At 71.5% G+C, this 13474-nt stretch carries 13 protein-coding genes; 6 read left to right on the forward strand and 7 right to left on the reverse strand.

Annotated elements, in window-relative coordinates; all coding sequences use genetic code 11:
* The first annotated feature begins 13 nt into the window (after positions 1-13).
* From ABEA93_RS10595 to ABEA93_RS10605, 3 genes are read left to right on the forward strand one after another with little or no spacing between them, the layout of a single operon-like run.
* On the forward strand, positions 14-625 hold the full coding sequence (locus tag ABEA93_RS10595; protein WP_345675136.1) for a hypothetical protein: 612 nt from the start codon (positions 14-16) through the stop codon (positions 623-625).
* Positions 626-682: 57 nt separating this feature from the next.
* Positions 683-1102 (forward strand): VOC family protein, encoded by a 420-nt coding sequence (locus ABEA93_RS10600; RefSeq protein ID WP_345675137.1) that lies wholly within the window; start codon positions 683-685, stop codon positions 1100-1102.
* Between the two features lie 58 nt (positions 1103-1160).
* Positions 1161-2039, forward strand: coding sequence for a hypothetical protein (locus tag ABEA93_RS10605; RefSeq protein WP_345675138.1), 879 nt, complete (start codon positions 1161-1163; stop codon positions 2037-2039).
* Between the two features lie 10 nt (positions 2040-2049).
* Here ABEA93_RS10605 and ABEA93_RS10610 read toward each other — a convergent pair whose 3' ends face one another.
* The 3 genes from ABEA93_RS10610 to ABEA93_RS10620 form a co-directional block, all read right to left on the reverse strand.
* The gene (locus ABEA93_RS10610; protein WP_425584901.1) at positions 2050-3066 is read right to left on the reverse strand and encodes a cytochrome c oxidase assembly protein; all 1017 of its coding nucleotides are present in this window, start codon (positions 3064-3066) and stop codon (positions 2050-2052) included.
* A 372-nt stretch (positions 3067-3438) separates the two neighbouring features.
* Entirely contained in the window at positions 3439-5127 is a 1689-nt protein-coding gene (locus ABEA93_RS10615) for a solute symporter family protein (protein WP_345675139.1), read from the reverse strand.
* A complete protein-coding gene (locus ABEA93_RS10620) occupies positions 5124-5492 on the reverse strand; it encodes a DUF485 domain-containing protein (RefSeq protein WP_345675140.1) in 369 nt (122 codons plus the stop codon). The genes ABEA93_RS10615 and ABEA93_RS10620 overlap by 4 nt, the downstream gene beginning before the upstream one ends.
* 235 nt (positions 5493-5727) lie before the next feature.
* Between ABEA93_RS10620 and ABEA93_RS10625 the strand changes: the two genes are divergently transcribed.
* Positions 5728-6387 (forward strand): VOC family protein, encoded by a 660-nt coding sequence (locus ABEA93_RS10625; protein WP_345675141.1) that lies wholly within the window; start codon positions 5728-5730, stop codon positions 6385-6387.
* Positions 6388-6443: 56 nt separating this feature from the next.
* On the opposite strand, the gene lnt is transcribed toward ABEA93_RS10625, so the two are convergent.
* Both lnt and ABEA93_RS10635 read right to left on the reverse strand, forming a co-directional pair.
* A complete protein-coding gene (lnt, locus tag ABEA93_RS10630) occupies positions 6444-8105 on the reverse strand; it encodes an apolipoprotein N-acyltransferase (RefSeq protein ID WP_345675142.1) in 1662 nt (553 codons plus the stop codon).
* An 82-nt stretch (positions 8106-8187) separates the two neighbouring features.
* Complete coding sequence (locus ABEA93_RS10635) at positions 8188-9948, reverse strand: GMC oxidoreductase (protein ID WP_345675143.1); 1761 nt, start codon at positions 9946-9948, stop codon at positions 8188-8190.
* 306 nt (positions 9949-10254) lie between these two features.
* On the opposite strand from ABEA93_RS10635, the gene ABEA93_RS10640 reads away from it, so the two are divergent.
* Positions 10255-11280, forward strand: coding sequence for a terpene synthase family protein (locus ABEA93_RS10640; RefSeq protein WP_345675144.1), 1026 nt, complete (start codon positions 10255-10257; stop codon positions 11278-11280).
* 201 nt (positions 11281-11481) lie between these two features.
* Positions 11482-12519 carry a slipin family protein gene (locus ABEA93_RS10645; RefSeq protein WP_345675145.1) on the forward strand — a complete coding sequence of 346 codons (1038 nt, stop codon included), beginning with the start codon at positions 11482-11484 and terminating at the stop codon, positions 12517-12519.
* Between the two features lie 5 nt (positions 12520-12524).
* Here the strand turns inward: ABEA93_RS10645 and ABEA93_RS10650 are convergent, their stop codons facing one another.
* Positions 12525-12974: a hypothetical protein gene (locus tag ABEA93_RS10650; protein WP_345675146.1), complete on the reverse strand. Its 450-nt coding sequence runs from the start codon at positions 12972-12974 to the stop codon at positions 12525-12527.
* A 136-nt stretch (positions 12975-13110) separates the two neighbouring features.
* Positions 13111-13353: a chaplin gene (locus ABEA93_RS10655; RefSeq protein WP_423532031.1), complete on the reverse strand. Its 243-nt coding sequence runs from the start codon at positions 13351-13353 to the stop codon at positions 13111-13113.
* Positions 13354-13474: the final 121 nt, after the last annotated feature.

Here is a 13474-nt window from a genome sequence, read left to right on the forward strand (position 1 = left end):
CTGGAGAAGGCCGATGCTGGACACACTGGTCGAGCGCTACCGGTGGGCTGAACAGGATGCTCTTGTCGCCCTCACCATTTCGGTCGTGGCAGGCCGGAGCGAGGAAGACGTCGTACAGGCATTCGGTGGCAGCACAGCACCCCGGCGAGTGATGACGTTCCGTCAGATAGGCGACGTGCTTGCGGTGCCGGAAGCAGGTTCGTTCCACCCGATGCTGATCGTGTCGACCGGATCGTGCGTGGTGACCATCGAGAACACCGGGTATCACGGGAGCATCCCGGAGATCGCCCGCCGAGCGTCCGCCGACGGCGGGCGTTTTTTCAGCGCCTATTGGGACATGCACGGCGACCACCAGGTGATGTACGCGGAGGACGGCCGGGTCCAGGTCGCCTACGACCCGGTCGACGACTCCCGGGTACCGGCCGGCGCCGCGGTGCCGCTGCCGCGTTGGGCCGAAGGCGTCCGCCCGGACGCGGCCGCGCCCGGCGCGTCGTGCCTGGCCCTCATGGAACGCGTCATGCGCGTCCGGATCGACCCGGACTGGATGGTCCGTCCGCTGAGCGCGGTGATCCTGCCCGACCCGGCTACCATGTTCGACGATCCGGAGGCGGCGTGGCGGCCGTGACCCGGCTGTTTTGCCCGGGAGTCCGCCGGGACTCCCCCGCGGAATCGGAGTGACGGCGTGCAGGCGACCATCGACCACATCGTGATCTGGGTGAGCGACCAACTCCGTTCGCTCGACTTCTACGAGCGCGTGGTCGGCTTCGCGGGTGTGCGCGCCGAGGAGTTCCGGGACGGCAAGGCGCCGTTCCCGAGCGTCCGCGTCTCGGACCACGCGATCATCGACCTGATGAACCGTGCGAAGGCGGAAGGGATCGACGAGCTGGTGCACGCGCCCGGCTCCTCCGGCCACCGCGTGAACCACATCTGCGTCGCGGTCTCGCACGCCGACTTCACCCTGCTCCGGGCCCGCCTCGACGCCGAGGGCGTCGACACCTCGGCCGGCATCACCGACTCGTTCGGCGCCCGCGGCCACGCCCCGGAGACCTTCTACTTCGCCGACCCGGACGGCAACATCCTCGAGGCCCGCCACTACGACTGAGCGGTCGGCCGGTCCCGGGGGCTGTCAAGATCCACCGGACACCGCCTAGTCTCCCCGCGTGACGCGAATACTCGGGGGGCTCGCGCTCCTGTGCGCGGCGTGTGCGGTGGTGGTGGGCAACCTGCCGCTCTTCCTGCTGCCGCCGAAGGCGCCGGCGCTCTATCCGGCCGTTGCGGCCCTGGTGTTCGCCTGTGCGTGGGCCGCGGTGGCGGGTGTCCGGCAGCGCGGAGTGTCCCGTTTCGACCTGACCCACCCGGACGGCGGCAAGGCCCGAACGCCTCTTCTCAACGCGTTCCTGCGGCTGTGCATCACGCTGCTGATAGTCCTCGGTCCCAGTGCCGCGCTCGGTCAGGCGATCGGGCCCGACGGCGCCCACGGCCGGCACATCGCCGACGTGCGCGAGGCGGGCGGCGGCGACCACGAGCTGCGGATCGACGGCGTCGTCGGGAAGCCGCGGGACACCGGGGTCACCATCAACGACCACGTGCAGTACGCCGCGACGGTCACCGTGACCGTCCCGTTCACGTCCGGCCCGCGCGTCGTCACCGTCGAGGGCGTCCACACGCTGGGCGCTCCCGTGCCGGGCGAGACGGTGCATCTGCTCTACGCGCCCGACCGCCCCGACCTGGGGGTGCTGGAGAACCCGTACGGGTTCTTCGACACACTCTTCCCGATGATCTTCATCTGGGGCTTCTTCGCGTTCCCCGCGCTGTTCGTGCCCTTCGTGATGTCCGCCGATTTCCTGCGGCGGGCACGGGTCTTCCACCCGCTGGTGCACTTGCCGGCGTTCGCCATCCTGGCCGCGGGCGGCGCGCTGTCGCTCCCGCTCGCCCTGGGGTATCCGGTGAGCGGGGTCGACTTGGCGCTGGCGATCCCCGCGATGGTCACCCCGTGGCTGGCCGCCGTCTGGGCCGCGGTCGCCCTGAACCGCGTGTAGCGGTGCCGCGCTAGTCGGCCGCTCCCGGCTCCGCGCTCGCGGACGCCGTGCTGACCCGGGTACCCGAGCCCTCCGGCTGGGCGTCGCCCGCGCCCCGGGCGGCGGCGAGGCGGGCCAGGTAGGCGTTGTAGGCCTCGAGTTCCTTGTCGCCGTCGCGGTCGGCCTGGCGGTCCTTGCGGCGGGCGAGGCGTTCCTCGGAACTCATCCACTGCGAGAAGATCACCAGCAGCACGATGACGGTCGGGACTTCGCCGAACGCCCACGCGATCGCGCCGCCGACCTGCTGGTCGTTGAGGGTGTCCACGCCCCACGACGCCGGGGGCTTGGCGAACGAGTCCACGAACAGCGTCGACGACATCATCACCGCGACGCCGAAGAACGCGTGGAACGGCATGCCGGCGAACAGCTCCAGCATCTTGATGACGTACGACGGCTTCCGCGGCGCCGGGTCGATGCCCATGATCGGCCAGAAGAACAGCAGGCCGACCGCGAGGAAGTGGGCCATCATCCAGCGGTGGCCCCACATGCTGCCCATCGTCGCGTCGAAGATCGGCGTGAAGTAGAAGACGTAGAGGCTCGCGATGAACAGCGGCAGTGTCACGAACGGCGAGGACATCACCTGCGCGTAGCGGCTGTGCAGCAGCGCGAGGAGCAGTTCGCGCGGGCCGCGCTTGCCGCGCGGCGCGGGCCGCAGGGCGCGGAGCGCGAGGGTGATCGGCGCGCCGAGCAGCAGCAGGAGCGGCGACAGCATGCTCAGGATCATGTGCTGGATCATGTGGATGCTGAACAGCGCGGTGCCGTAAGCGGCGAGGCTGCTGGACGTCGCGTACAGCACGGTCACGATGCCGGCGAGGAACGCGACGGTGCGGCGGATCGGCCACTTGTCACCGCGCGCGTGCAGGCGCCACACCGCGGCGAGATAGAGCACGGCGGCGGCGATGGATCCGGCGACGAAGATCGGTTCCGGGTACCAGCCGAACATCTTGGACGCGCTGGGCTTGCCGAGGCCCGCCGCCATCCCCGCCATGCCGCTGAGGCCGTCGCCGTGCTCCCCGTGCTTGCCGTGCAGGTCCTGCTGGCTGTCGCCGAGCATCAGCGCGCCGAGGAAGAGGGCGATGCCGAGGGCGATCAGCGCCACCGCGCGGAAGGCGCCGGGACCGGGAGTACGGGCGGCGGTGCGGGCCCGGGCGTCGCCGGGGGCGCGGCTTGCGGTGGACCCTGAGGTGCGGGGTGCGGGAGCCATGGCATCCACTGTGACGCATCGCCTATGGCGTGCCGCCACCGGGGCACGGTATGTCGCCCGTTTCGGCGACGCCTTCCGCAACCGGCCGGTACGCCCCCGTCCGGGCGGCCGGTTCCCGGCGAACCACCGGAAACCGACCGCCCGGAGAGACGCCGGTCAGTGCGCCCCGATGCCCGTCAGCGCGCGCACCTCCAGCTCGTCGAACGCCAGCTCGTCCTCCACCGTCCGGCGGCGGCTGCTGAGCAGCGTTCCCACCGCGGCGCATGCGAAGCCGACCGGGATCGACACGAGGCCGGGGTTCTCCAGCGGGATCGGCGCGACAGCCGTGCAGGACCCCAGGGCGGTCGGATTGCCCACATTTGTCGCATTGGCGGCGACACCGCACTTGCTCGCCTGCGTGGCGGACAGCTTCACGGCGGGCTTGGTGTCGCTCGCGCCGCCCCACACGATCGGCGACAGCGCCACGACGGCGATCGCCGAGACGAGCCCGCCGAAGACGCCCGCGATCGCGCCGGCCTTGGTGAAGCGCCGCCAGAAGATCGAGAACACCAAGGCGGGCAGGTTCGCCGACGCCGCGATCGCGAAGGCGAGCGCGACGAGGAACGCGACGTTGAGTTCGCGGGCGAACACGGACAGCGCGATCGCCACCGCGCCGATGACGACCGCCGCGATCCGCGCGACCCGCACTTCCTGCGCCTCGGTCGTCCGGCCCTGCCGGATCGCGCCCGCGAACAGGTCGTGCGCGAACGACGACGACGAGGCCAGCGTCAGCCCGGCCACCACCGCGAGGATCGTGGCGAACGCGACCGCCGCGATGAACGCCAGCATGACCGCGCCGCCGTCGCTGCCCGCCCCGCCGCCGAGGTGCTCGGCCAGCCGCGTCGCCGCCGTGTTGCCGGACGGGTCCGCGGTCTTGATCGCCTTCGTGCCGACCAGCGCCGCCGCACCGAAGCCGATGACCAGCGTCATCAGGTAGAAGGCGCCGATGATGACGATCGCCCAGTTCACCGACTTACGCGCGGCCTTGGCGTCCCGCACCGTGTAGAAGCGCACGAGGATGTGCGGCAGCGCGGCGGTCCCGAGGACCAGCGCGATGCCGAGGCTGATCAGGTCGAGCTTCGACCACGCGTCCGTCGCCCCGTACTTCTGACCGGGTTCGAGGAACGCGCTGCCCTTGCCGGACTGGCTCGCGGCCGCACCCATGAGGTCGGAGAAGTCGAAGTGGAACTTCGCCAGCACCCACACCGTCATGACGCATGCGCCGACCATCAGCAGCACGGCCTTGACGATCTGCACCCACGTGGTGCCCTTCATGCCGCCGACCGTGACGTAGAAGATCATCAGCGCACCGACCGCGACGATCGTCCAGATCTGCGCCGCGTCGGACGTCAGGCCGAGCAGCAGCGCGACGACCGCCGCCGCGCCGACCATCTGCGCGATCAGGTAGAACACCGACACGACGATCGTGGAGATCCCGGCCGCGACCCGGACCTGCGGCGAGCGCAGCCGCTCGGAGATCGCGTCGGCCATGGTGAACCGGCCGCTGTTCCGCAGCGGCTCGGCGACCATGAACAGGGCGACGACCCACGCGACCAGGAACCCGATCGAGTACAGGAACCCGTCGTAGCCGGACAGCGCGAGGATGCCCGTGATGCCGAGGAACGACGCGGCGGACATGTAGTCGCCGCCGATCGCGATGCCGTTCTGCAGCGGCGAGAACGACCGGCCGCCCGCGTAGAAGTCCGACGCGCTGCGGGTGCGGCGTCCGGCGACCACGGTGATGGCCAGCGTCGCCACGATGAAGACCGTGAACAGCGCCACGGTCAGGGTCTTGTGGTCGGTCACGCGGCCACCTCCACGTCGGGTGCGGGTTCGGCGGCGCGCAGCTCGGCGGACAGCGGGTCGAGGCGCCGGTTGGCGAACCGCCAGTACAGCCAAGCGGCCAGGAACGTGGTCGCGAACTGGGCGAGGCCGAAGAGCAGGGCGACGTTGACGTTGCCCGCCACCTTGTGGGCCATGAAGTCGCGGGCGTACGCGCACAGCAGCACGTAGAGCAGGTACCAGGCGAGGAACACCGCGGTCATCGGGAAGACGAACCACCGGAAACGCCGCTTGAGTTCGACGAACCGCGGATCGCCGTGCAGGGTGGCGGCCCGGCCGGGCGTGCGGTCTTCGGACGGGGACGCCGCCGCGGTCGTGGAGGCGGTCATCCGCGGCTCCCGGCGGGCAGGCGGGCGGGGCTGGTCATCGAGGCCACTCCAGGGGCGGGCAGGGATCGGAATCGGACACGGTTGCACGTGCATGCGGGGCGCCCGCGGCACGCCGCCGGACGGTAAACCCGTACGTGGCATCACTCGGTCGGACGCACCCTCTCCTTGAGTCCCTCGTTCGAGGGAACCCTGCGTCGCGGTGGTTGGCCCGGGAAGCCTCGGGAAGGAGCCGCGCATGCAACTCGACCACGTCTCGTACGCCGTGTCCCCCGAGGAATTCGTCTCCACCGTGGGGCGGCTCGGCTCGCTGCTCGGCGCCCCGTTCCAGGACGGCGGCGTGCACCCCCGGTTCGGCACCCGCAACTTCGTTCTTCCGCTGGCCGGCGGCATGTACCTGGAAGTCGTCACGCCGCTGGACCACCCGGCGACGGACTCCGCGCCGTTCGGCCGCGCCGTCAAGCAGCGCGCCGAACTCGGCGGCGGATGGCTCGGCTGGGTGGCCCGCGTGGACGACATCGGCGCCGCCGAGGAGCGCCTCGGCCGGCCCGCGGTGGACGGCCACCGGGTGCGGCCCGACCGGGTGGACCTCAAGTGGCGGCAGATCGGCGTGCTCGACCTGATGGACGACCCGCAGCTGCCCTACATCATCGAGTGGCTGGATATGAACCAGCACCCGTCGGCCGACGCCCGGACGACCGTGTGCATCCGCAAGCTCGCCATCGCGGGCGACCCGGCGACGGTGTCGCAGTGGCTCGGCGAACCGGAGAACCACCCGCTCGACGACGTCGACGTCGACTGGTCCGCCCCGGGCACCCCGGACGACGATGACGACGCGGGTGCGGGCCTCCTCGCGGTGTACTTCGAAACCCCGGACGGCATCGTCCGCATCGACTGACCCGGCCGCGGCAGGCGGCCGAGGACGCTACCGGGCGGGCCCGAAGCTCAGCGCGCTCAGCCCACCGGAGTGCCCCGGCCGCGCCGCACCCGGGCGCCGACCCGGTCCCAGCGGACGGTCCGCAGGACGCCGATGCCGGCGATCAGGCAGATCGCCAGTTCGGGCCAGTAGCCGACCCGGTCGGCGAGCGTCGTGCCGTCCCGCAGCGGCAGCTTCGCGACGAGGTAGTCCGGCTCCCACAGCCCGGTCTTCTGCAGCACCGTGCCGTCCGGCGCGACGATCGCGCTGATGCCGACGGTGGACACGACCACGGTGGCCCGGTTGTGCTCGACCGCGCGGATCCGCGACATGTCCAACTGCTGCTGGCTCTGGCCGGCCTGGATGCCGCGTTCGTAGGTGGCGTTGTTGGTCTGCACGACCATGAGGTTCGCGCCCGGCGTGACCGTGCTGCGCACGTTGCCGTCGTAGCCGACCTCGTAGCAGATGGTGTCGGCGAGGACGATCGGGCCGACATGGAACAGCTGGGGCTTGTCCGGCCCGGGCTGGAAGTCGCGCGGGATGAGCTGCAGGTCGCCGAGCCCGCCGATGACGTCCCGCATCGGGATGTACTCGCCGAACGGGACGAGGTGGCGCTTGGCGTACCACTCGCCGGGCCCCGGCTGCGCCTGCGGCGTGCCGTCGGCGTTGGTCGCCGGACGCCACATCAGCCCCGCGTTGTACGGCCGGTCGCCGGGGCCGTCGAGGATCGCGCCGACCAGCACCGGAGCGCCGACGTCGTTGACCGCGGCGTCGATCATCAGCCGCAGCTCCCCCTCGAACCGCGGGTCGGTGTCCGTCGCGTTCTCCGGCCACAGCACCAGGTCGGGCTGCGCCACCTTCCCGGCCTTGATATCCGCGGCGAGCTGCTCGGTGACGTTGACGTGGTTCTGGGTGACGTTCTTGACCCGGGTCTGCTCCTCCAGGTTCCGTGCCTTCGGCACGTTCCCCTGTACCGCCGCGACCGTCACCTCGGGCCCGCCGCCGGTCCGCGCGGGCAGCAGCAGCGGCCCCGCCGCGACCAGCCCGACCGACCCGGCCAGCATCGCCGCCGCGCCGCGCCGCCCCCACGCGCCGTCCGCGAGCACCAGCCACGCCAGCGCGACCGGCACCAGCACCACGATCAGGCTCAGCCCGGGCGCCCCGGCGACGCCCGCCCAGCCGAGCGCGGGCGAATCGGCCTGGCTGAACGCGAGCCGTCCCCACGGGAACCCGCCGAGCGGTTCGCGCCCGCGGATCGCCTCGACGGCGATCCACCACGCGACCGCCCACAGCGGCCACGCGCGGCTGCGCAGCAGGGCGGGCACCGGCATGGTGAGCAGCCCGAACAGCGCCGATTCGGCGACGGTGAGGCCGATGTAGGGGGCCCAGCCGAGATTGCTGAGCCAGAAGATCAGCGGCGCGAAGAGCGTGAGTCCGAAGGCGAAGCCGTAGGTGAACGCGGTCTTCGCGCGGCGTCCGCGCAGGGCGACGAAGAGCAGCACGGGCCCGGCAAAGGCCAGCGGCCACCAGCCGACCGGCTGGAACGAGGCGAACAGCACGAGCCCGCCGAGCGCGGCGACCACACGGCCCCACCGGCGGGACAGCGGCCGGCCGAACACCGTGGGCACGGGATCGGGCGCGGGGCCGCCGTCGACCGATTCGGCGACGTCCTCGTGTCCGGTGGCTGCCCTTGTGTCCATGCCGCGTATCTCATCACAAAACTACGGCGCCCAGTCCCGACGCGATCACGGGTCGGCGTTCCCCGGCCGACCCGCTTTCCTCCTACTTCACCTCCACCACCGGAAGCCGCAGTGCTCCCGGGGCCGCTTCGGGAACGGCGGGGTGGTGCGGGGCGACGTACCCGATGCGGCGGTAGGCGTCCCCCAGCGCCGGCCGCGGGTCGGCTTCCCCCTTGTTGGGCCACATCGCGCTCGCCCGCTCGGCCTGGGCGGTGATGGTGAGGGACGGGTTGACCCCGAGGTTGGCGCTGACCGCCGCGCCGTCGAAGACGTGCAGGCCGGGATGCCCGTACACGCGCTGGTACGGGTCGATCACGCCGGTCTCCGCCGAATCCCCTATCACGCACCCGCCGAGGATGTGCGCGGTCATCGGCACGTTGAACAGGTCGCCCCAGGTGCCCCCCGCCATGCCGCCGAGCCGCTTGGCGAGCCGTTCGACGGCCTCGTGCCCGGCCGGGATCCAGTTCGGGTTGGGCCGCCCGTGGCCCTGCCTGGTGGTGATGCGCGTTTCCCCGAGCAGGCCGCGCTTGCGGTAGACGGTCAGCGAGTTGTCTATCGACTGCATGACGAGCGCGATGATCGTGCGTTCCGACCAGTTCCGCACCGACATCATGCGGGCCTTGCGCGGGTCGCGGAGCAGTTGCCCCACGAACTGCCGGACGCGGGGGCGGTCGCCGTCGGTGAGCAGGGTCTGCAGCAGCCCCATCGCGTTGGAGCCCTTGCCGTAGCGCACCGGTTCGATGTGGGTGTCGGTGTCCGGGTGGAACGACGAGGTGATCGCGACTCCCGCACTGGCGTCCACCACGCCGGTCTTCAGCGCCGCCGCACCGAGCAGCGCCTCGGAGTTGGTGCGGGTCAGTTCGCCGAGGCGGCGGGAGAGCCGCGGCAGGGTGCCTTCGCCGGCCATCCGGTGCAGCAGGCGCTGGGTGCCGAGGGTGCCCGCGGCGAAGACCACCTGGTCGGCGGTCCACGTGCGGTGCCGGCTGCGGCCCCCTCGGGCTCGCGTCGACACCGTCTCGACCGCGTAGCCGCCGCCGGTCAGCGGGCGGACCCGGCGCACGGTGCGCTCGGCGTGCACGACGGCGCCGGCCCGTTCGGCGAGGTGCAGGTAGTTCTTGAGGAGGGTGTTCTTGGCGCCGACGCGGCAGCCGGTCATGCACGCGCCGCATTCGGTGCACGTGGTGCGCTCGGGTCCGGCGCCGCCGAAGTACGGGTCGGCGACGCGCTGCCCGGCCTTCTGGCCGTCGCCCGGGAAGAGCACGCCGACCGGCGCGAGGTGGAAGGTGCCGCCGACGCCCATCTCGTCCGCGACGGCCTTCATGTGCACGTCGGCGGGCGTCATGTGCGGGTTGACGACGACGCCGAGCATGCGGCGGGCCTGCCGGTAGAAGGGCGAGAGTTCGGCCTGCCAGTCGGTGATGTGGCCCCACTGCGGGTCGCGGAAGAACGGCGCGGGCGGCTCGTAGAGGGTGTTGGCGTAATTGAGCGAGCCGCCGCCGACCCCGGCGCCCGCGAGCACGACGACGTCCTTGAGCACGTGGATGCGCTGGATGCCGAACATGCCGAGCTTGGGCGCCCACAGGTAGTTGCGGAGGTCCCACGAGGTCTTCGGCAGCTGGGCGTCGGCGAACCGGCGACCGGCCTCGACCACGCCGACGCGGTAGCCCTTTTCGGTCAGCCGGAGCGCGGCGGCAGAGCCGCCGAAGCCGGAGCCGACGACGATCACGTCGTAGTGGTGCCGCGGGCCCGCGACGGACGGGCCGGCCCCGCCGGCCGGGTGCGGGCTGCTCTGCTCGCTCGTCATGGCGCCGGACATTACTACCCGGTAACTCCGCTGTGAAGCCCCGCCCGCGGGCGTTCACGACGTGTCCGGATACCTCACCCGCATCCGGAGCCTCCCCTCCCACATGACAGCAACTGCCGCAATTTTCCACCAATTTGCCGATCAGTCGACAGAGGGGCCACGCACAGTAATTCACCGGTATAGGAACCTTGCGACGCTGGGCACCCGGGGGTAGAGGTGGGGCGAGCCGGGAACGCCGGTGCGGCGGGCGCGGCTCGGGCGGGGGCCGGGGCCACGGTCGCCGGCAGAGTCGGACGGAGAGCCTCTATGCCACAGGACGTGCACTTCTCGATTCCTTTCGCCTCGCGGATCAGCCCGGACTTGGACCGGGCCCGGGTGCGGAACCTGGACTGGACGTGGAACCACGGCCTCGTGCGGGGCGAGGCCGGGCTGCGCGAGTACGCGTCGTGGGACTTGGCCCAGGCGGCCGCCCGCACGTACCCGTACGCGACCGGTGACGACCTCGACATGCTGATCAACTGGTTCGGCTTCGCGTTCCTGTTCGACGATCAGTTCGACGCGTCAGGCGACAAACCCGCGCAGGTATCCGCGGTGGCGCGCGAGATGATCGCCATCCCCTTCCGCCCGGCCGGTACACCGCCGGAAATCGTCTGCCCGGTGACGCTCGCGTGGGTCGAGATCTGGCCGCAAATGAGCGAGGGCATGTCGCTGACCTGGCAGAACCGGTTCGCGAGCAACTGGGCGCGGTTCATGGCAGCGGCCGTGTGCGAGATCCACCTCGCGTCGCACCGGCAGATCATGGACCTCGCGGGCTACTCGGCGCTGCGTCAGCACACCGTAGGCCTGCAGCATTCGCTGGACGCCATCGAACGGATCGGCCGGTTCGAGGTTCCGCCGCAGGTCCAGGCGCACCCGGTGATGGCCGCCCTGCGGCACACCACGACCGACTGCATCGCTTACATGAACGACATCCACTCCCTCGACCGCGAGGAAGGCCGCGGCGACCAGCACAACCTGGTCACCGTCCTGCAGGCGGAACTCGCGTGCGACCGGGCCACGGCGCTGGAGGCGGCCATCGAGATCACCTACGAGAAGCTGCACGAGGTCGTCGAGCTGATCGACCGCATCCCGGCCATGTGCGACGAGCTGCAACTGACCGACGAGGACCGCGAATCCGTCGACCGCGGCGTGGAGGGCTGCGCGAACTGGATACGCGGCAACTACGAGTGGGGCCTCAACAGCGGCCGCTACGCCCCCAAGCAGCCGACCCGTGTCGCGGGTGCCCCCGCCCCGTACCTGCAGAGCCTGGACCGGCTGCCGCAGGCGGGGTGACCTCCGGGGCCGCGACAGCGCCCGGGCCGGCTTGCGGGAGCCGGCTCGAGGGCGCGCGCGAGCGCGGCGGCCCGGGGCGGTCCCGGCGCGGCCGGGCGGGCCGCCCAGCCCGATATCTCCCCGTTCGGGTTCTCGTGGCCGGTGCGCCGGAGTTCTACCCTGGAGGCACACGGGCTTTCTGCCGAGCCGCCGGAGCTTGCCATGGCCGTAGTTGTCGTCGTAGTCGTCGTCGTGGCCCTCATCGCGCTGATCACGGCCGCGCGCGGGGCGCGGGTGATCCAGCAGTACGAGCGCGGTGTCGTCTTCCGCCTGGGCCGCGTCCAGGGCCAGACCCGTCCGCCGGGCATGACGATGGTCGTGCCGATCGTCGACCGGGTCCGCAAAGTGAACGTCCAGATCGTGACCATGCCGGTGCCCGCGCAGGAGGGCATCACCCGCGACAACGTGACGGTGCGCGTCGACGCGGTCGTGTACTTCCGGGTCCGCGACCCGGTCCGCGCGATCGTCGAGGTGCAGGACTACACGTATGCGATGTCGCAGGTCGCGCAGACCTCGCTGCGGTCGATCATCGGCAAGAGCGACCTCGACGACCTGCTCACCAACCGCGAGCCGCTCAACCAGGGCCTGGCGCTGATGCTGGACTCCCCCGCGGTCGGCTGGGGCATCGAGATCGACCGCGTCGAACTCAAGGACGTCGCGCTGCCCGAGTCGATGAAGCGGTCGATGTCCCGCCAGGCGGAAGCCGAGCGGGAACGCCGCTCGCGCATCATCACCGCGGACGGCGAACTCCAGGCGTCCGAGAAGCTCTCCGCCGCCGCGCAGGTCATGTCCCAGACCCCGACCGCGCTGCAACTGCGGCTGCTGCAGACCATCGTGGAAGTCTCCGCGGAGAAGAACTCCACGCTGATCCTGCCGTTCCCGGTCGAGCTGCTGCGCTACCTCGACAACGCCGCCGCCGAACTCGGCTCCCGCGCCGCCGAGCGCACGGCCCCCGCGGCTGCCCCCGCGGGCACCCCGGAACTGCCGGCGGCCCCGGAACCCGCGGCGGCGGCGTCACCCGCCTCGTCACCGGGTTCGTCGTCCCCTTCGTCGGCCGGGCGGCCGGACCTGCTGCGCACCATGGCCGCCAAGCTCGCCGAGGCGATGAGCACCGAGGACGAGCAGGTCACCAGCCCCAACAGCGACGACCCGCGCGGCAGGCCGCCCGAGACACCCGGCGAACCGCCCGCGGGGGCCTGATCCGGTCAGCCGACCGACCGGCACCGCCCGCGCCCGAACCGCGCCGCCGCGCACAGCAGCCCGACGGTGCCGAGCGCCACGAATCCGCCGACCAGCCGCTGCCCGCTCCGCTCGCCGTGCCCGCCCTTTCCGCGGCGGCTGGGGCACTCGTGCGCGTCCATGTGCCCGCCGCTGGACCGCCACGACATCACCGAACCGCGCGAATCGGCCGACATGACCGACCACAGCGAGCCCGACGACAGCGCGGATCCGATGCTCAGCCACGACCCGATCGAGAACGCCGACGCCGCCGACCCGATGGACCCGATCGACGCGGCCGACCCGATGGACCCGATCGAGAGAACCGATCCTTCGGACGCGATCGACAGCACCGAGCCGTGCGACCACAGCGACAGCACCGAACGCCCGGACCGCCCCGGCCGGTTCACCTTGCCTTCACGCTCCGCATCACCCATTCCCCCATCGTGCCCCACACGCCCCTCCCCCACCGAATCCCGCCACGCCGCCGCGCGCCCCGGGTCCCGGAAACGCCGCAGCCCCCGCATCCACGGATGGAGACGGGGGCTGCTTCAGGCGCGGATCAGGGCGCCGTCACTTGTTGATGCACACGTTCCCGGCCGTCGGGTTCAGCAGCCCGATGATGTTCACCGAGTTGCCGCACACGTTGATCGGCACGTGGATGGGCACCTGGACCACGTTGCCCGACAGCACACCCGGCGAGCCCACCGCGGCACCGTTGGCCCAGGCGTCGGCCGACGCGGTCCCGGTGGCGAAGGCGAGCGCGGCACCGGTGGCAGCCAGCGTCACGGCAGTCTTCTTGACCCAGTTCGTCACGTGAATAACTCCCTACGAGCCTCGGAAAAACCAGGAGCCCGCCACGGACCGGCGGCCTCCTGATCCACCGTCGGCGCCGCGGGGCCCGATGACAACCGGCAACCGGGTGAAAACGGAGGGT

This window comes from Yinghuangia aomiensis (genome assembly GCF_039542225.1).
GTDB classification, from domain to species: domain Bacteria; phylum Actinomycetota; class Actinomycetes; order Streptomycetales; family Streptomycetaceae; genus Yinghuangia; species Yinghuangia aomiensis.